This is a genomic window from Cupriavidus sp. AU9028, from assembly GCF_019795295.1.
In the GTDB taxonomy this organism is placed as follows: Bacteria; Pseudomonadota; Gammaproteobacteria; order Burkholderiales; family Burkholderiaceae; genus Cupriavidus.
Genome location: NZ_JAIMCG010000001.1, coordinates 24,649 through 41,515, shown reverse-complemented (window position 1 = coordinate 41,515; position 16,867 = coordinate 24,649). Strand labels below are relative to the sequence as shown.

The 16,867-nt window shown below is 68.3% G+C and carries 17 protein-coding genes and 1 riboswitch; of the genes, 9 read left to right on the top strand and 8 right to left on the bottom strand.

What is annotated here, in order from left to right; all coding sequences use genetic code 11:
* The first annotated feature begins 1 nt into the window (after nucleotide 1).
* Nucleotides 2-946 carry a cobalamin-binding protein gene (locus K6V06_RS00205; RefSeq protein ID WP_222239563.1) on the top strand — a complete coding sequence of 315 codons (945 nt, stop codon included), beginning with the start codon at nucleotides 2-4 and terminating at the stop codon, nucleotides 944-946.
* 21 nt (nucleotides 947-967) lie between these two features.
* Here the strand turns inward: K6V06_RS00205 and K6V06_RS00200 are convergent, their stop codons facing one another.
* From K6V06_RS00200 to K6V06_RS00170, 7 genes are read right to left on the bottom strand one after another with little or no spacing between them, the layout of a single operon-like run.
* Nucleotides 968-1,606 (bottom strand): histidine phosphatase family protein, encoded by a 639-nt coding sequence (locus tag K6V06_RS00200; RefSeq protein WP_222239562.1) that lies wholly within the window; start codon nucleotides 1,604-1,606, stop codon nucleotides 968-970.
* Nucleotides 1,591-2,400 (bottom strand): adenosylcobinamide-GDP ribazoletransferase, encoded by an 810-nt coding sequence (locus K6V06_RS00195; RefSeq protein ID WP_222239561.1) that lies wholly within the window; start codon nucleotides 2,398-2,400, stop codon nucleotides 1,591-1,593. Before K6V06_RS00195 ends, K6V06_RS00200 begins: the two co-directional genes overlap by 16 nt.
* A gap of 11 nt (nucleotides 2,401-2,411) precedes the next feature.
* Nucleotides 2,412-3,503: a nicotinate-nucleotide--dimethylbenzimidazole phosphoribosyltransferase gene (gene cobT, locus K6V06_RS00190; RefSeq protein ID WP_222239560.1), complete on the bottom strand. Its 1,092-nt coding sequence runs from the start codon at nucleotides 3,501-3,503 to the stop codon at nucleotides 2,412-2,414.
* 15 nt (nucleotides 3,504-3,518) lie between these two features.
* Nucleotides 3,519-4,190, bottom strand: a complete 672-nt coding sequence (gene cobO / locus K6V06_RS00185; RefSeq protein WP_222239559.1) for a cob(I)yrinic acid a,c-diamide adenosyltransferase — start codon at nucleotides 4,188-4,190, stop codon at nucleotides 3,519-3,521.
* A gap of 4 nt (nucleotides 4,191-4,194) precedes the next feature.
* Nucleotides 4,195-5,031: an ABC transporter ATP-binding protein gene (locus K6V06_RS00180; protein ID WP_222239558.1), complete on the bottom strand. Its 837-nt coding sequence runs from the start codon at nucleotides 5,029-5,031 to the stop codon at nucleotides 4,195-4,197.
* On the bottom strand, nucleotides 5,028-6,056 hold the full coding sequence (locus tag K6V06_RS00175; RefSeq protein ID WP_370637359.1) for a FecCD family ABC transporter permease: 1,029 nt from the start codon (nucleotides 6,054-6,056) through the stop codon (nucleotides 5,028-5,030). The genes K6V06_RS00180 and K6V06_RS00175 overlap by 4 nt, the downstream gene beginning before the upstream one ends.
* A 45-nt stretch (nucleotides 6,057-6,101) precedes the next feature.
* A complete protein-coding gene (locus K6V06_RS00170) occupies nucleotides 6,102-8,009 on the bottom strand; it encodes a TonB-dependent receptor domain-containing protein (RefSeq protein WP_222239557.1) in 1,908 nt (635 codons plus the stop codon).
* 77 nt (nucleotides 8,010-8,086) lie between these two features.
* Nucleotides 8,087-8,364, bottom strand: a riboswitch (cobalamin riboswitch).
* A 234-nt stretch (nucleotides 8,365-8,598) separates the two neighbouring features.
* Between K6V06_RS00170 and K6V06_RS00165 the strand changes: the two genes are divergently transcribed.
* The 8 genes from K6V06_RS00165 (at nucleotide 8,599) to K6V06_RS00130 (ending at nucleotide 15,279) form a co-directional block, all read left to right on the top strand.
* Nucleotides 8,599-8,931: a hypothetical protein gene (locus tag K6V06_RS00165; protein WP_222239556.1), complete on the top strand. Its 333-nt coding sequence runs from the start codon at nucleotides 8,599-8,601 to the stop codon at nucleotides 8,929-8,931.
* Entirely contained in the window at nucleotides 8,928-9,272 is a 345-nt protein-coding gene (locus tag K6V06_RS00160) for a cell division protein ZapA (RefSeq protein ID WP_222239555.1), read from the top strand. Before K6V06_RS00165 ends, K6V06_RS00160 begins: the two co-directional genes overlap by 4 nt.
* Before the next feature lie 765 nt (nucleotides 9,273-10,037).
* Complete coding sequence (locus K6V06_RS00155) at nucleotides 10,038-10,544, top strand: EVE domain-containing protein (protein ID WP_222239554.1); 507 nt, start codon at nucleotides 10,038-10,040, stop codon at nucleotides 10,542-10,544.
* An 86-nt stretch (nucleotides 10,545-10,630) separates the two neighbouring features.
* A complete protein-coding gene (locus tag K6V06_RS00150; protein ID WP_222239553.1) occupies nucleotides 10,631-11,443 on the top strand; it encodes a sulfite exporter TauE/SafE family protein in 813 nt (270 codons plus the stop codon).
* 71 nt (nucleotides 11,444-11,514) lie between these two features.
* Nucleotides 11,515-12,222 (top strand): SIMPL domain-containing protein, encoded by a 708-nt coding sequence (locus K6V06_RS00145; protein WP_222239552.1) that lies wholly within the window; start codon nucleotides 11,515-11,517, stop codon nucleotides 12,220-12,222.
* A gap of 90 nt (nucleotides 12,223-12,312) precedes the next feature.
* Nucleotides 12,313-12,522, top strand: coding sequence for a DUF2945 domain-containing protein (locus K6V06_RS00140; RefSeq protein ID WP_222239551.1), 210 nt, complete (start codon nucleotides 12,313-12,315; stop codon nucleotides 12,520-12,522).
* Between the two features lie 49 nt (nucleotides 12,523-12,571).
* Nucleotides 12,572-13,783 (top strand): putative DNA modification/repair radical SAM protein, encoded by a 1,212-nt coding sequence (locus tag K6V06_RS00135; RefSeq protein ID WP_222239550.1) that lies wholly within the window; start codon nucleotides 12,572-12,574, stop codon nucleotides 13,781-13,783.
* On the top strand, nucleotides 13,780-15,279 hold the full coding sequence (locus tag K6V06_RS00130) for a UdgX family uracil-DNA binding protein (protein WP_222239549.1): 1,500 nt from the start codon (nucleotides 13,780-13,782) through the stop codon (nucleotides 15,277-15,279). Before K6V06_RS00135 ends, K6V06_RS00130 begins: the two co-directional genes overlap by 4 nt.
* Nucleotides 15,280-15,283: 4 nt before the next feature.
* Here the strand turns inward: K6V06_RS00130 and K6V06_RS00125 are convergent, their stop codons facing one another.
* Entirely contained in the window at nucleotides 15,284-16,834 is a 1,551-nt protein-coding gene (locus K6V06_RS00125; protein ID WP_222239548.1) for a malonyl-CoA synthase, read from the bottom strand.
* Nucleotides 16,835-16,867: the final 33 nt, after the last annotated feature.

Sequence of the window (16,867 nt, the reverse complement as noted above, 5' to 3'; positions counted from 1 at the left end):
CATGCCCGCTCACCCCTTTGCCTGGACACGACCGCGCGCCGCGCCGAAGGCGCTGCTTGCCGCTGCGCTGGCCGCAACGCTCGCCATCGCCGCTCCCGCCCGTGCCACGGTCTCCACCGTTGACGATATCGGCCAGACCGTCACGCTGCCCGTCGCCGCGCAGCGCATCGTCTCGCTGGCGCCGCACGCCACCGAACTGATCTATGCCGCCGGCGCAGGCGCACGCATCGTCGGCACCGTGCACTACAGCGACTACCCCCCGGCGGCGCGCGACATCCCGCGCGTGGGCGACAACAAGGCACTGGATCTGGAGCGGATTGCCGCCTTGAAACCGGATCTGATCGTGCTGTGGCGCCACGGCAATGCCAGGAAGCAGATCGAGCAGCTGCGCGGGCTGGGAATTCCGGTGTTCCACAGCGAGCCCCGGCGGCTGGACGACATCGCGCGGAATCTGGAGAAACTCGGCATCCTGCTGGGGACCGCGCCGGCGGCGCAGCAGGCCGCCACGGCGCTGCGCGAGCGCGTCGCCTCGCTGCGGCAGCGCTACGCCGCCCGCCCGGCCGTCACGGTGTTCTACCAGGTCTGGCAGCAGCCGCTGATGACACTGAACGGGCAGCATCTGGTCAGCGAAATGCTGGAAGTCTGCGGGGGGCGCAATGTCTTCGCCGATCAGGCACCGCTGGTGCCGACCGTGTCGCCGGAAGCGGTGCTCGCGCGCAATCCTGAAGCGATGCTGGCCGCGTCGATGGGCGCCACCCGGTCGGATCAGCCGCTGGGGGACTTCTCGCAATGGATGCGCTGGAAGCAGCTGACTGCGGTCGCCCGCGGCAACCTGTTCACCATTGACGGCGATCTGCTCAATCGCGCGGGACCGCGCGCGGTCGATGCCACCGCGGCGCTGTGCGAGCATCTGGAAACCGCCAGGTCGCGCCGGCCCGCGCACTAGCCGCCGGCGATGACGGCGCCCTCATGCCGGCGCCCGGTTCCACCACAACAGGCGCGCCTGCGGCCCCGCCCCGGCAGCGAGACGGAAGCCGCAGCTCGCTCCCCAGTCCAGACGCCATTGCAGGAGCTGCGCCAACGGCAGCCCAAGCCAGTGCGCGGCAAGCAGCCGCATCGGGCCAGCGTGGCCGACCACCCACAGGCTGCCTCCGTCCTGCGGATCCCCCTGCATCAGCTGATCCGCCCAGGCCGTTACCCGGCACATCGCCTGGCGTGCGCTCTCGCCGCCGTGCGGGCGGGCATCGAGCAGATCGGCAGCCCACTGGTCGAGCTCGTCGCGGGATACCGCATCCCAGCGCCGCCCTTCCCATCGGCCGAAGTCCATTTCGCGCAGGCGCGGCTCGTGGCGGACCGACACGTTGCCGTGGCCGGCACGGTGCCACGCCTGTGCCACCGCATCGGCGGTGTCTCTGGCGCGCAGGGCCGGACTGGCCAGGATTGCGCTGGGCGCCGGCATTGCCCACGATTGCGCGGCAGCATGGGCGGCGTCCCGGATGTGCTCGCCAGAGGGAGCCATCGGCACAGCCAGCGCCACCTCCAGCGCGCCGTAGCAGACGTCGCTGCCGCAGGCAGGCCGGGCGTGCCGGATCAGGACCAGGTCCATGCCGCCGCCAGCAGATACACCAGCAACTCGCCCAACTGCTGCGCCATGCCCAGGCAATCGCCGGTATAGCCGCCGATGCGGCGGACAAAGTAGCGGCCCAGCGCCAGCCGCAGCAGCGCCAGCAGCGCGACCGTGGCGAGCAGGAAGCCGGGCCCGAGCGCCAGCAGGGGCGCCGCGCCGCACAGCAGCGCGAACAGCAGCCCCTTGCCGCCCAGCCGCTGGGCCACGGGCTTGGCCTTGCCCTCCGGCCGCACGTACTCGAGCGTCGCCAGCAGGCTGACCGCCATGGCGCGACTTGCGCCGTGCGCGCCGACCAGCGCCAGCAGCATCGTGCCCGCGCCCGCCTGCCCGGCGAGCGCCACCAGCAGTTGCCACTTGAGCAGCAGCGCCATGCCCAGCGCCAGCGCGCCGAACGTGCCGATGCGGGAATCGTGCATGATGCGCAGCACGTCCTCGCGCTGCCAGCCCCCGCCGAACGCATCGGCGCTGTCGGCCAGACCATCTTCATGGAAGGCACCGGTCAGCAGCAGCGTGGTGGCCATGCCAAGCAGCACCGCCACCGGTAGCGGCCACCAGCCCAGCCCAAGGTGTGTCGCCAGCGCGCCCGCCATGCCGACCATCACGCCGACCAGCGGGAAGTGCCGCGCCGACGCATGCAGATCCTCCGGATGAAAACCCACCCAGGCGGGAATCGGCACGCGGGTGAAATAGCCCAGCGCCGTCAGGAAGATGCGCAGTTCCTGTCGGGCCCGCGAGTTCGACCGGCTCGCCGAGGCCTGGGGATCGTCCGCCATCGCCGCCCCGCTCAGGCCGCGGCGCTGCCGCCGGGCGCCACCGCGGTGCTGACGGCCGCCGAGCCGAAGGTCGCCATCTCGCGCAGGAAGGCCACCGCGGACACCAGCAACGGATAGGCCAGCGCCGCGCCAGTCCCCTCGCCCAGCCGCAGGTCCAGCGCGAGCAACGGCTGCGCCTGGAAGTGCGCGAGCAGGGCACCGTGTCCGCGTTCATGCGAGCGATGCGAGAACACGCAGTAGTGCAGCACGTGCGGCGCGATCCGCTGGGCGACCAGCAGCGCGGCCGAAGCAATGAAGCCGTCCACCACGATCACCATGCGGCGGGATGCCGCCTCCAGAAACGCTCCGGCCATCATCGCGATCTCGAAGCCGCCGAGCGCCGCCAGCACCTGGACCGGATCGGCATCGGGCGCCGAGAGGCCAGCATGGCGCCGCAACGCCTGCGCGAGAACGTCGCGCTTGCGCTGCAGGCCCGCCGCGTCCAGACCCGTGCCCGCGCCCACGCACTCGTCCAGCGCAATGCCGGCCAGCACGCTGGTCAGGCAGGCCGCCGACGATGTGTTGCCGATGCCCATTTCGCCGACGCAGATCACGTTGGTCCCCTGCGCGGCCTGGTACGCCACGCGGCCCATGCCAGCCTCGAGGGCCGCCCTTGCCGTCTCGACCGGCATCGCCGGTCCGTCGAGGAAACTGGCGGTGCCCGCGCCCATCCGGCAGTCGATCCATCCGGCCGGGTCCCGCAGCGGGGCGAGGATGCCGGCGTCCACCACTTCCAGCGCGAAGCCGTGCTGGCGCGCGAATACGTTGATGGCCGCGCCACCCGCGATGAAGTTGCGCACCATCTGGGCGGTGACCTCCGCCGGGTAGGCGCTGACGCCGGCGCGCGCGATGCCATGGTCGGCGGCGAACACCAGCACGGCGGGCCTGCGCAGTTCCGGCTGCAGGGTCTGCTGGATCAGGCCGAGGCGAAGCGCCAGCGACTCCAGCTGCCCCAGCGCCCCGACCGGCTTGGTCTTCTGGTCGATGGCAGCCTGCAACGCAGGGCGGATCGCGTCGTCCGGCGGGGCGATGCGCGGCACCGGGAGGCGGGAACGGGAACGCATGGTAAGGGGAAGCTCCTACATTTCAACGCCGCGCTGCGCCCGCACGCCTTGCTGGAAGGCATGGCGCACCAGCGTCATGTCGGTAACGGTATCGGCCACGTCCAGCAACGCCTGCGGCGCGCCGCGCCCGGTGATCACCACATGCTGCATTGGCGGGCGGGCGAGCAGGTCTTCGATGACGGTGTCGGTGTCAAGGTAATGCAGCTTCAAGGCGATGTTCAGCTCGTCGAGCAGCACCAGCTCGACCGCCTCGTCGCGCAGCATCGCGCGGGCGACTTCCCACGCCGCTTCCGCCTTGGCAACATCGCGCGCGCGATCCTGCGTTTCCCAGGTGTAGCCCTCTCCCATGACATGGAAGCGGCAATGCGGTGCGTACTGGCGCAGGAACAGTTCCTCGCCGGTGGGGATGGCACCCTTGATGAACTGCACCACGCCGGCCTGCATGCCGTGGCCGAGCGCGCGCATCACCATGCCGAACCCCGAGCTCGACTTTCCCTTTCCATTGCCGGTATTGACCACGATGACGCCGCGGTCCTGTTGCGCCGCGGCGATCTTCGCATCGACCACGTCCTTCTTGCGCACCATGCGCGCCTTGTGGCGAGCGTCGCGGCCATTATCTGCGGCGTTATCGGCAGCGTCATGCGCAGCGTCATCGGCCGGAGCCGGAATGTCCTTGTCGTGTTCCATCGTTTCAGCGGGTGGGCCAGTTCTGGCCATTGGCAATCAATGCGGTATGGGCGCCATCGGCAACGCTGACGATGGTCGTGCCGAGCGCACGCGAGCAATGCTCCGGCGTCAGCACCGAGGCCGCCGGGCCCTGCAGGCAACGGCCATCTTCCCCCATCAGCAGCGCGTGGGTGGCGTAGCGCCGGGCGAGGTTGAGGTCGTGCACGATCAGCACGACGGCATGGCGGCCGGCGCGCGCCAGCCGTGCCAGGGTGTCCAGCACCTGGATCTGGTGACGCAGGTCCAGGTGCGCGAGGGGCTCGTCGAGCAGCAGCAGTGGCGCCTGCTGGGCCAGCAGCGTGGCCAGCGACACGCGCTGGCGCTCGCCGCCGGACAACGTCATCACGTCGCGCGCCTGCAGCGCGAGCAGGTCGAATTCCGCCAGCAGCGCTTGCACCACCGCCTCGTCCTGCAGGTCGGTCCACCCCCATCCCGACAGATGCGGGAAGCGGCCGATGCGCACGGCGTCGCGCACCGACATGGAGAAGGTGTCATGCACGGCCTGTGGCAGGTAGGCGCGCCGCCGGGCCAGATCGTCCGGCGCATGCCGCGCCAGTGCGGCCAGCGCGTCACCGTCAAGGCGCACCTGGCCCGCCTCGGCCTGCCGAAGGCCTGCGAGCACCGACATCAAGGTGGACTTGCCCACCCCATTCGGTCCGACCACGCACCACAGCTCGCCGGCGTTCACCGTCATGTCGAGCGCCGACACCAGGGTACGGCGTCCGGCCCGCAAGGCGAGCTCGTGCACCGTCAGCCGCGGGCAAGCGGTCGCGGGCAGGCGCCAGTCAGCCGTCTCGCTCATCGTTGCCTCCGCAGCAGCAGGAACAGGAAGGTGGGCACGCCGAGCAGCGCGGTGATGACGCCGACCGGCAGCTGGCTGGGGGCAATAACGGTGCGCGCGATCAGATCGGCCACCGTCAGCAGCACGCCACCGAGCAGGGCCGAAGCCGGCAGCAGCAGGCGCTGGTCGTTGCCGCAGGCAAGCCGCACCAGATGCGGCACCACCAGCCCGACAAAGCCGATCGAGCCGGCGGTGGTAATGGAAACGCCGATCGCCACGGAGGCCAGCAGGAATACCGACAGACGCACGCGTTCCGCGCGTACGCCCAGCGCGCGCGCAACGGTCTCGCCCAGCAGCATGACGTTCAGCGAACGCGCCATCGGCATCGCCAGCCCGAGCGCCGCGACCAGAGCCGCCAGTGCCATGCCGTAGCTGGACGTACCGCTCAGGTCGCCGGTCAGCCAGAACAGCATGCCGCGCAGCCGCGCTTCGGGAGCGATGCTCAGGATCAGCGTGATGATGGCGCCCCAGCCCGCCGCCAGGATCACCCCGGTCAGCAGCAGCCGCGAACCTGTCTCGTGGTGGCCGCCCTGCACGTGCGGATGCAGCAGATCGCGGCGTGCCAGCATGGCGAGCAGTGCCATCGACAGCAGCGCGCCAAGCGCCGCCCCCGCCTGCACCGTCCACAACGGCCACGCGGCCAGCATCGCCAGCAGCGCGCCGGTGGACGCGCCGCCGGACACCCCCAGCACATAGGGCTCGGCGAGCGGATTGCGCACCAGCACCTGCATCAGCGCGCCGGAGAGCGCGAGCAGCGCGCCGCAGCAGTACGCCGCGGCGGCGCGGGGCAGCCGCAGCTCGCGCACGATGGCCGCCGCGGTGTCGCCGCCGTCCGCCCCGCCGGTGAGCGCCGACCAGACCTGGGGTAGCGACAGCCCGGCGCTGCCAATGGCAAGCGAGAGCACGAACGCCGCCAGCCCGGCAAGGGCCAGCAGCGTCCAGATTCCCAGCGCCCGGCGCATGCCGGACGTGCGCTGCGCGGGCATGCCGGTCATCGCTGCCACTGCCAGGACCGCGCTACCCGCGTGGCCTTACCGCTGGCGCCATCCCAGCGTGACGAACGCCGCCCGCCCTTGCGTGTTGTACGGGTAGGTGAGCTGGTAGTCCTTGTCGAACAGGTTCTCGACGCGCGCGCCGATGAACCACTGCCTGTCGATGTCATAGCGAGCGTTCAGGTTGAAGATGCCGTAGCCGCCGAGCGTACGGCCGCCGCTGTCGTTGCGCTCGGAGGAGACGATCCACTGCCCGCCCAGGCGGAACTTGCCCATCTGGCGGCCAAGGTCGAGCGCCGCATGGCGCCGGGCACGACGCAGCAGCATGGTGTTGCTCTGCTCGTCCACCGGATTCTGGAACGTCACGCTGGCACCCACGTCGTTGCCCATCACCTTCGCGCGCCACGACAGCTCGATGCCCTCCACCTTGGCGCGATTGACGTTCTCCGCCAGATAGAGGCCGCTCGGTTGCAACGCCGAGGTGATCAGGTTGTCGTAGCGGGTGCGGAACGCCGTCACGCGCAGCAGACCGGTTTGCGGCGTATCGTACTGCATGCCCACTTCCAGCGAGCGCGCACGCTCCGGCTGCAGGCCCGGCTGACCGTAGTTCGGGAAATAGAGCTCGTTGAAGGTCGGCGCGCGGAAGGCATTGCTCGCGCTGGCCGTCAGCTTGAAGGCGGGCGTCACGTTGTAGCCGTATCCCGCGTAGTAGCTCGCCTTGTCGCCGAAATCCGAGTAGTGGTCGTTGCGGACGTTCAGTTGCAGCTGGTGCGCACCCACCCGGCCCTTGTACCCGGCAAGGACGGAGGCCACATTGCGGTTCGGCGCGCCGTACGAATCGGAATCGAACGACTGCTGCATGTACTCCGCGCCGAACTGCAGCTGGTGCGCGCGGTTCAGCGCGTACTCGTTCTGCCAGGTGTACTGCCGCGTGCGCGTGTTGAAGGTGCCATCCGGCAGGCCGTTCAGCGTGTTGGAGGTGCGGTCCTCGCTTTGCGCGACGCGGAACTCCGTGGTCCAGTCGGGCGTCAGCTTCCCCTTCGCGAACGCGGACAGCGTGTAGAGCTCGCTGTCCATCCACAGCACGTCCGTCGGCCGGCCGAAGGAATTGTCGTACGACAGCTCGCTGCGCGAGTAGTAGCCGCTGATGCCGGCCTCCCAGTCCTGGCCGAAGCGGTGCCGCACCTGGCCCGTGACGCTCTTGTTCTCGTAGGGATTGTTGTTCGGATTGGCGCGCGGCTGCTGCGCCGTGTTGATCGCCGAGAAGCCGTCGGTGCGGTAGATCGAGCCGGTCAGGTTGAACGACGTGTCGCCGACCTGTCCACCGTAGCCGGCAGTGGCGCGGCGCGTATTGTCGCTGCCGTATTCGACCTGCGCATTCGCGCCTGGCGCCTTGCCTGCCCCGCTCCTGGTGAAGATCTGCACCACACCGCCGATGGCGTCCGAGCCGTACAGCGCGGAGACGTTACCGCGCACCACTTCGATGCGATCGATCTCGTCCGGCAGGATGTTTGCCAGTTGCGCGGTGCCGCTGCTGGCCGACGCAATGCGCACGCCGTCGATCAGGATCAGCGTCTGGTTCGAGTTGGCGCCACGCAGGAACAGCGAGGTATTGGCGCCCATGCCGCCATTGGTGGTCAGCTCGACCCCGGCCTGGGTGCGCAGCAGCGAGCGCAGGTCCGGCGCCTGCGTATTGGCGATGTCCTGCTGGGTGATGACGGTGGTATGCGGCAGCGCCTCCTCCAGCGGCTCGGCAGTCCGCGAAGCACTGACCACCACGGGCTCGAGGACTGGCGACTGTGCCGCCTGTGCGTGCGCGTGGGACGCCGGATAGCCGGCAAGAACGAGAGAAGCCAGCGGCAGGGCCAGCGCGCCGGGCGCGCGGATGGCCGAGGTCAGGCCGCGATCCCGCGAAAGCGGGCGGCGCCGGTTGGGCAATACAGGCATGGTATGAAAAACAGGTGGTGTAGCCTGGTCCGTTCCCCCGCGGACCGTCTGGCATGGGACCGGCTGCAGCATGCCGCGGCGCCGGCCACTTTCCAGGCCGGTATCCGGGCTGGCGACCCTCTCGACGCCCGCCTTCCCGAGCGCAGGCTCAGTGGCTTGAAGGGCGTGATGCGATGCCGGTGCCATGTCCGGAGGGCATGGCGGCGAACGCGGTCGCTTACCGTTGCGGGGGCAGCACAGGTTGGCCCGGCGCGTCCGAGGCGAATTGGGCCGACGCGGTGGAGCTTCCTGTTTCCCGTTTAACTGCAATCCCAGGCGAGGTGGGATTGCGAGCACCTGAAAACGCGCGTGAGTGTAGGGAGTTCGGCATGCCGCGTCAATGGCAAGCGGTCTTGGCCGGAAAGCCGACATGGCCTCATCCCGGGACGGCAGTGCGGCATGCCACACGAAAAGACATGCAACTTTCGTGGGGTTGCGCGGGTCACAGACGGTCCCGCGCCCTCGGCCGGGCGACGGGAATTCCCCGTACGCACCCTGTCGATCGGCTAAAATCGCGGGATAACTGAGACCATCGGACACACAGGCGTTTATGCTCACCGAACTTGAACAACTCGCCGCAAAAATCGGCCGCGTGCTGCATCACGCCGATACGCTGGCAGCCGAAAACCAGCGGCTGCGCGACGAAATCGAGCGGCTGCAGGGCGAGGCGGCCCAGCTGCGCAGCGAGCGCGAAGCGATGGCAGCGGATCGCGAACTGCTGCATATCAAGATCGAGGAGGCGCAGGTTCGCATCCAGTCGATTCTCGACAAGCTGCCCACGGCCAGCGACACCCGGCAAATGGAGCTGATCGGCGCGGAAGAGGCGCTGACGCAGCCAGGCCATCCTGACAATGGCGCCCACGCCCCCGGAGAACACGCATGAGCGGCAACAAGCAGATTGAAGTGACCATCGCGGGCCAGCCCTATCGCTTCGCCATCGCCCCCGAGAACGAGGCGGCACTGCTGGAAGCGGTGGCGCTGGTCGATGAACAGATGATGCGGATGAAGGCCGGCGCGGCGGCCAAAGGCGTCGAGCGCGTCGCCGTGATGGCGGCCATCAGCATTGCCTCCGATCTGCTGGCGATGCGTCGCAAGCAGGTCGAGGACGGCGCCATCCCGGTCGATGCCATTCGTGCACGAATCCAGGAGCTCAATGACCGGGCCGACGAAGCACTGCGGCAGTATGCGCACGTCGGCACGGCAGTGCAGAACGAGCCCATCTGAGCGCGCGTATGCCTATAGCCGGCGGGCATGGCGGACGTTCCGGCAGCACGGATGTGCTTGTGCTGCCGCTCGTCCACCAGGTGCGTCGGGGAAATGTAACGACGCGCGGAGGCCCGCTTTGACTCGCCGACGCAGGCGTGTATAGTGGAGCCACTGCACCGGCAAGCAGTCGCGGGACCACAGATGCATCGCAATTTCGCCGTCGATTTTTTTGCGAAGTGTCAGAACTCCCAGCACGCTGCTCCGTCAAACCGGAGCAGCAAGCCGAAACGGCAAACCTCTGGCATCCCGATGGATGTCTCCGACAGCAGCACCAGCGGAGGCCAGACGTTTGACAGTTTCCCTGCCTGGTTCGCGAAGGTCATAATTCCTTGAACCGATATGCATAGCATGGTGCGGGATGATGCCGTGTGGGCGAGCGCGTCGCGGTATTCATAGCCCAGGTCACGCCTGGGCTCCCTGAGTAAGCGATGTACCCGAAATGCGGCTTCCGCTGCCACACTGAACCTCACTTGGGTTCAGGATGCCGACCTAACGGCCGAGGCGGGGACCCATGCAGAGGGCGGTGGTGATGAACCACCGCCCTTTCTTTTTGTCCCCGGCCTCTTGCCCCCGGCAGTCGCCGCGGCACGCCCCCTTCCCTGCCTTTCCTCTCTCCGCCTTTCCCCGCGCCTTCCCTGCCGTTGCAGGCGGAAGCCCCGCTTTCACGGTATGCTTTGCGCTTCCCGTCGTGCTTTTGCGTTCCGCATCCGCTTTCGCGCATCCATGAGTCCATCGCCGAGCAAGTCCGCCTCGCCGCCCAAGGGGCAGGGCCGCCAGTACTGGCTGATGAAATCCGAGCCAGACGAGGCCAGCATCGACACGCTGGCCGAGCAGGGCCAGCTGCCGTGGACCGGCGTGCGCAACTACCAGGCGCGCAACTTCATGCGCGACCAGATGCGGATCGGCGACGGCGTGCTGTTCTACCACTCGTCCTGCCCGCAGCCGGGCATCGCGGGCCTGGCCGAAGTCTGCTCCGCGCCGTATCCCGATCCTACCCAGTTCGATCCCGACAGCAAGTACCACGACGCGGCGGCCTCCCCCGACAAGCCCAGGTGGATGCTGGTCGATGTCCGCTTCGTGCGCAAGACCCCGCTGATTTCCCTCGCGATGCTGCGCGAGCACGAGGCGCTCGCCGACATGGTGGTGCTGCGCCGTGGCAACCGGCTGTCGATCACACCGGTTACCGAGGCGGAATGGCAGTTCATCACCACGCGACTGGCGCCCCGCTGACATCCCCCTGACTTCCCCCGCCGCCGACCGATGGAAAGGCGCGGCGTGATCATTCCCATAACAAAATCGAGCGAGACAACCTTCCAATGAACCTTTCCCTGATTCCCCCGCTGCTGGCCCTTGGCGCATTCACCGGCTTCTGCGCCGGCCTGCTCGGCGTGGGAGGCGGCATGATCATGGTGCCGTTCCTGACGCTGCTGTTCACCGCGCTGGCCTTTCCGCAAGAGGCGATCGTCCATATGGCGATCGCCACCTCGATGTCCACCATCCTGTTCACGTCCCTGTCTTCCGTCCGCGCGCACCACAAGCGTGGCGCGGTGAAGTGGAACGTGGTGCTGGCCCTGGCACCGGGCATTGTGATCGGCGGCATCATCGGCGGCGGCAAGGTGTTCGCGGCCCTGAAGACCGGCTGGCTGTCGCTGCTGTTCGCCGTCTTCGTCGGTTTCTCCGCCTGGCAAATGCTGCGCAATCGCAAGCCGCCCGCGAGCCGGCAGCTGCCCGGCGCCCCCGGCATGGTCGGCGCGGGAACCTTCATCGGATTTCTGTCGAGCCTGGTCGGTGCCGGCGGCGGTTTCGTTTCCGTGCCGTTCATGACCTGGTGCAATGTGCCGATCCACAATGCCGTGGCAACCTCCGCCGCGCTGGGCTTTCCGATCGCGGTCGCCAGCGTGATCGGCTATGTCTGGAGCGGCCTGCAGCAGACCGGCCTGCCGACCGGGTCGGTCGGCTATGTCTATCTGCCCGCGCTCGCCGTGGTCGCCGTAGCCAGCGTGCTGACCGCCCCGCTCGGGGCCCGCACGGCCCACCGGATGGACGTGGTGCGGCTCAAGCGCGTGTTCTCGGGCATGCTGTTCTGCCTGGCCGCCTACATGCTGTGGAAGGCCTGGCGCACGTTCTGATTTCCAATGTGCCGGGAACCCCACGCGAGGCTCGCGCGTCTGACTCCCATTGCGATTCTGATGGAGATCCCATGAAGCAACTGCTTGCCGCCTCCCTGCTCGGGACCACTGCGCTGGCCGCCACCGCGCAGCCCATGCCGGTGCCGCCGGAGGGCTGGCAGCCCCCCGCCGGGGTGCTGACCTTGTCCGCGGAGGCCCAGTCCGAGGTACCGACGGACGTGGTCCGCGTCACGCTCGCCGCCGAGCAGGAAGGCGCGGAACCGGCGGCAATCTCGTCGTCGCTGTCGGCCAAGGCGCAGCAGGTCATTGCGCAGGCCAAGCGTATCACCGGCATCCAGGCCGAATCTGGCGGATTCACCATCTACCCGAGTACCGACCGCAACGGCCGCATCAGCACGTGGCGCGGGCGCGCCGAGGTCGTGCTGCAGTCGCGCGACTTCAGCGCGGCGTCGCGGCTGGCCGGCGAACTGGCCAACCAGATGCAGGTGCAGAACATCAGCTTCTCGCTGTCGCGCGAGGCGCGCCTGGCGGCTGAACGGACCCTGACCGAGCAGGCGGTTGCCGCCTTCCGCAACAAGGCCGAGGCGACCACCAAGCTGTTCGGCTACGGCAGCTACACGGTGCGCCATGTGCAGGTCGGCGAAACCGGCATGCAGCCGCCGATGCCACGCGCCTATGCGGCCAAGGCGATGATGGCCGAAGCCGCGCCGGTGCCGATGGAGGGTGGCAAGGCGCAGGTGACGGTGACGGTCAACGGCTCGGTGCAGATGCTGCGCTGAGGCCCCGCTCCCGGCATCCTTGCCGCGGCATGGTCATTGCTTCCTTTTCCGCGGGGCGGCAGCGAGCCGCCCGCGGCAAAGGAGAGCGACATGGCCACGCTGAGCAAGGGCGACAAGGTGAAGTGGAATACTTCGCAGGGCAGCACGGAAGGCACGGTGACGCGCAAGGTGACCGGGACCGCCCGTGCGGGCGGGCACGTCGCCAAGGCATCGCCGGACGAGCCGCAATATGAAGTGAAAAGCGCCCGCAGCGGCAAGTCGGCGATTCACAAGGAAGAGGCGTTGAAGAAGGTACGGTGACGCTGCCGGATCTGCGTATAATACTGTATATCCATACAGTCTCACGCAGATGGAACTGCTCACCAAGCTCGAAATCCTCGCGGATGCGGCGAAGTACGACGCCTCGTGCGCCAGCAGCGGCGCGCCCAAGCGGGATTCGCTGGGCGGCCCCGGCCTTGGCGCGAGCACCGGCGCCGGCATCTGCCATAGCTTCACGCCGGATGGCCGCTGCGTGTCGCTGCTGAAGATCCTGCTGACCAACTTCTGTCAGTACGATTGCCAGTATTGCGTCAACCGGCGCTCCAGCAATGTGCCGCGCGCCCGCTTCCTGCCGCAGGAAGTCGTCAACCTGACGCTCGACTTCTACCGCCGCAACTACATCGACGGCCTGTTCCTCAGTTCCGGCATCATCCGCAGCGCCAACTACACGATGGAGCAGCTGGTGCAGGTGGCCCGCTCGCTGCGGGAGGAGCATCAGTTCCGCGGCTATATCCATCTGAAAACCATCCCGGATGCCGACCCGGCATTGATTGCGGAGGCGGGCCGCCATGCCGACCGTCTCAGCGTCAATATCGAACTGCCGACCGACGGCGGCCTGCAGCGGTTGGCACCGGAGAAAAACGCGCACACCATCAAGCGGGCGATGGGGTCGATTCGCCTGGCGCAGGAAGAAGCCGAGCATGACAAGCGCGCCGATGTGCGCGCGCCGGCGGGGCAAAGCACGCAGATGATCGTCGGCGCCGACGACGCCAGCGACCGCACGATCCTGCAGACCGCGCAAACCCTGTACGGCGCCTACAAGCTCAAGCGGGTGTACTACTCCGCGTTCAGCCCGATTCCGGACAGTCCGTCGGCGCTGCCAGCCAAGGCACCGCCGCTGCTGCGCGAGCACCGGCTTTACCAGGCCGACTTCCTGATGCGCGGCTACGGATTCCGCGCCGAGGAACTGCTGGAGAACGAGGGCGACCTGCCACTGGACATCGACCCGAAGCTGGCCTGGGCGCTGTCGCACCGCGACGCGTTCCCGGTCGATCTGAACCGCGCGCCGCAACGGCTGATTGCGCGGGTGCCCGGCATCGGCATGCGCAATGCGAGGCGGATCGTCGAGCTGCGCCGTGCCCGCGCCGTGCGCTGGCAAGACCTGGTGCGACTGCGCTGCCCGATGGACAAGCTCAAGCCGTTCGTGGTCGTACAGGATTACCGGCCCGGCGTGGGGGACCCGCCCTCCGAGCAGTTGCGGCGAGCCCTTTCGCCGGCTCCCGTGCAGCTGTCCCTGCTGTGACGCATCGCGGCGGCCCGGTCCTGATCGTCGAAGGCGGCTACCCGGATTGGCGCGCGCAGGCGTTGCGTGCACTGGCGTCAGGCTGGCCGCCGGAGGCGGTGCAATGGTCGGATCGGCGCGACGCCGAGGCATTGGGCGGGCAGCAGTTGGGCCTGGAGTACACCTCCCCCGGTGCCTCGGCAGTACTGGCGGACTCGAGCAAGCAGGACGAGCGCGGGGTTGACCGCCCTCTTCCCGACGTGCGGATCTCGAAGGAACTGGCTGCCCTGCTGCAGGACGCGGCGCTGTACCGCTCCCCCCAGCGCTGGGCCTTTCTCTACCGCGTGTTGTGGCGCTGGTACCAGGGCGACCGGGCGGTGGCCTCCGCCGCCGACGAGGATGGCGCGCGGCTGTACGGCATGGCCAAATCGGTGCGCCGGGCCAAGCACGACATGATCGCCTATGTGCGATTCCACCGTCGCGACAACGGTGCGGTACCGGAATACCTGGCGTGGTACGAACCCGAACATGACGTGCTGGCCTGGGCGGCCGATCACTTCGCACGCCGGATGGGGATGACCACCTGGTGGATCGGCACACCGCAGGGCAGCGCGCTGTGGGACGGCAAGACGCTGCAATACGCCAACGCCGCCGCCGACACGGCCAGCGATGCCGCGTCGTTGCGCGCCGACGCCGGCGCAGACCAGGTCGAAGCGATGTGGCTCGCCTACTATCGCAGCATCTTCAATCCCGCGCGGCTGAACGAGGCGGCACTGCAGCAGCATATGCCGGTGCGCTTCTGGAAGGGCTTGCCCGAAGGCAGACTGATCCCGTCGATGGTCGCCGAAGCGCGCAACGGCGCCCGGCGCGTCGGGCAGGCCAACGCGGTTGGCAGCATGCCGGGCAAGCAGGTCGCGGTGGACGCGCAGCGCGCGCAGCCGGTGCGGGAAATTCCATCATCGCTGGACGCCTGCCGGCGCTGCGAGCTGTGGCGCCATGCTACCCAGGCGGTACCCGGTCGCGGCCCCGACGCGGCGCGCCTGATGCTCGTCGGCGAGCAGCCCGGCGATCAGGAAGACCTGATGGGCCGCGCCTTCGTCGGCCCCGCTGGCAAGGTACTGGAGGATGCGCTGCGCCGCGCCGGCGTGGGCGCCGACACGGTCTATCTGACCAACGCGGTCAAGCATTTCAAATGGATCGCCCGGGGCAAGCGGCGTCTGCACAAGACGCCGGCCCAGCAGGAAGTGGAAGCGTGCGCGCACTGGCTGGACGAGGAACGGACCCGGTTGCGGCCCACCGTCATCGTTACGCTCGGTGGGACCGCGCTGGGCGCGGTCCTGCACCGCAAGGCCAGCCTGCGCGACTATATGCAGGAGCCGGTGCGCCTGGCCGACGCATGGCTGATCGCCACCTGGCACCCCTCCTACGCGCTGCGTGTCGATGACGACGCCAGGCGCGAGGAGATCGTCGCGGCGATCGCCGCCGCGATCGCGCGCGGCCGGGAACTGGCCGGATGAGCGATCAGCCGCCGAACTGCTGGCGCAGCACGTTTTTCTGTACCTTGCCCATCGTGTTGCGCGGCAGCTCGGGCACGACATGGATGCGCTTGGGCACCTTGAAGTTGGCGATGCGGTGCTTCAGCGTGCCGATCAGCGCCGCTTCGTCCAGCTGCGCGCCCGGCTTGCCGACCACCACTGCAATCACCGCTTCGCCGAAGTCCGCGTGCGGCACGCCGATCACCGCGCTTTCCTGCACGCCCGGCATTTCATCGAGGAAGCTCTCGATCTCCTTCGGATAAACGTTATAGCCGCCGGAGATGATCAGGTCCTTGCTGCGGCCAACGATGGTCAGGTAGTCGTCCGGCACCTTGCGCTCGCCCGACATGCCGACAATGGCGCCGCCGAAGCGGCCCACGTCGCCGGTCTTGAACCAGCCGTCCGCGGTGAACTCCTCGCGCGTCTTCTCGGGCATGCGCCAATAGCCCTGGAACACGTTCGGGCCCTTGACCTCGACATTGCCGATCTCGCCCACCGGGCACGGCTTGCCCTCGTCGTTGACCACGCGAACCTGCACACCGGGCAGCGGGCGGCCCACCGTGCCGCCGATGCGCTCGCCTTCGGCCTTGTCGTATGGGTTCGACACCAGCATCACGGTTTCGCTCATGCCGTAGCGCTCCAGGATGGTGTGGCCCGAGCGCTCGCGGAAGGCATCGAAGGTCTCCAGCAGCAGCGGCGCCGAGCCCGAGATGAACAGCCGCATGTTGCGGCAGGTCTCGGCCGTGAAGCGCGGTTCCTGCAGCATCCGCACGTAGTAGGTCGGCACGCCCATCATCACGGTGGAGCGCGGCAGGTATTCGAGCAGCTGGTTCATGTCGAGCTTCGGCGCCCAGATCATCTTCGCGCCGGCCAGCAGCGCGCCATGCGAGGCGACGAACAGGCCGTGCACGTGGAAGATCGGCAGCATGTGCAGCAGCACGTCGTCGCTGCGCCAGCCCCAGGCCTGGTGCAGCGTCAGCGCGTTGGACGACAGGTTGCCATGGCTGAGCATGGCCCCCTTGCTGCGGCCGGTGGTGCCGGAGGTGTACAGGATCGCGGCGAGGTCGTCGGCATTGCGCTGTACCGTGTCAAAGCGGTCCGGCTGGGAGGACGCCCGTTCCAGCAACGTGCCCGCGCGGTCCTCATCCAGCGAGAACACGTTGCGGGTGCCATGCCTGAAGGCGATCCTGGAGACCCAGCCGAAGTTGGCGGTGCTGCAGACGACCACGGCCGGCTCGGCGTTGCCGATGAAGTAATCGATTTCTGCTTCCTGGTAGGCGGTGTTCAGCGGCAGGTAGACATAGCCCGCGCGCAGCGTCGCCAGGTACAGGAACAGCGCCTCGGGCGACTTCTCCACCTGGACCGCGACGCGCGAGCCTTCCGGCAGGTCCAGCGAAACGAGCAGGTTGGCCAGCTTGGCGGTGGCGCGATCGAGGTCGTTCCAGCTGTAGTAGAGGCCGTCATGCGTCTCGATGCAGCAGGCATCGCGATCGGCAGGGAAACGGGATTCGAACAGGGCGAACAGGTTGGCGTTCATGGTCAATCGGCAAGAGCAACAAAAAGGATGCGG

What these genes read in the sequence shown, in the direction of transcription:
- K6V06_RS00205 (WP_222239563.1), top strand. Translation starts at nt 2, where the DNA reads ATGCCCGCTCACCCCTTTGCCTGGACACGACCGCGCGCCGCGCCGAAG.
- K6V06_RS00200 (WP_222239562.1), bottom strand. Translation starts at nt 1,606, where the DNA reads ATGGACCTGGTCCTGATCCGGCACGCCCGGCCTGCCTGCGGCAGCGAC.
- K6V06_RS00195 (WP_222239561.1), bottom strand. Translation starts at nt 2,400, where the DNA reads ATGGCGGACGATCCCCAGGCCTCGGCGAGCCGGTCGAACTCGCGGGCC.
- cobT (WP_222239560.1), bottom strand. Translation starts at nt 3,503, where the DNA reads ATGCGTTCCCGTTCCCGCCTCCCGGTGCCGCGCATCGCCCCGCCGGAC.
- cobO (WP_222239559.1), bottom strand. Translation starts at nt 4,190, where the DNA reads ATGGAACACGACAAGGACATTCCGGCTCCGGCCGATGACGCTGCGCAT.
- K6V06_RS00180 (WP_222239558.1), bottom strand. Translation starts at nt 5,031, where the DNA reads ATGAGCGAGACGGCTGACTGGCGCCTGCCCGCGACCGCTTGCCCGCGG.
- K6V06_RS00175 (WP_370637359.1), bottom strand. Translation starts at nt 6,056, where the DNA reads ATGCCCGCGCAGCGCACGTCCGGCATGCGCCGGGCGCTGGGAATCTGG.
- K6V06_RS00170 (WP_222239557.1), bottom strand. Translation starts at nt 8,009, where the DNA reads ATGCCTGTATTGCCCAACCGGCGCCGCCCGCTTTCGCGGGATCGCGGC.
- K6V06_RS00165 (WP_222239556.1), top strand. Translation starts at nt 8,599, where the DNA reads ATGCTCACCGAACTTGAACAACTCGCCGCAAAAATCGGCCGCGTGCTG.
- K6V06_RS00160 (WP_222239555.1), top strand. Translation starts at nt 8,928, where the DNA reads ATGAGCGGCAACAAGCAGATTGAAGTGACCATCGCGGGCCAGCCCTAT.
- K6V06_RS00155 (WP_222239554.1), top strand. Translation starts at nt 10,038, where the DNA reads ATGAGTCCATCGCCGAGCAAGTCCGCCTCGCCGCCCAAGGGGCAGGGC.
- K6V06_RS00150 (WP_222239553.1), top strand. Translation starts at nt 10,631, where the DNA reads ATGAACCTTTCCCTGATTCCCCCGCTGCTGGCCCTTGGCGCATTCACC.
- K6V06_RS00145 (WP_222239552.1), top strand. Translation starts at nt 11,515, where the DNA reads ATGAAGCAACTGCTTGCCGCCTCCCTGCTCGGGACCACTGCGCTGGCC.
- K6V06_RS00140 (WP_222239551.1), top strand. Translation starts at nt 12,313, where the DNA reads ATGGCCACGCTGAGCAAGGGCGACAAGGTGAAGTGGAATACTTCGCAG.
- K6V06_RS00135 (WP_222239550.1), top strand. Translation starts at nt 12,572, where the DNA reads ATGGAACTGCTCACCAAGCTCGAAATCCTCGCGGATGCGGCGAAGTAC.
- K6V06_RS00125 (WP_222239548.1), bottom strand. Translation starts at nt 16,834, where the DNA reads ATGAACGCCAACCTGTTCGCCCTGTTCGAATCCCGTTTCCCTGCCGAT.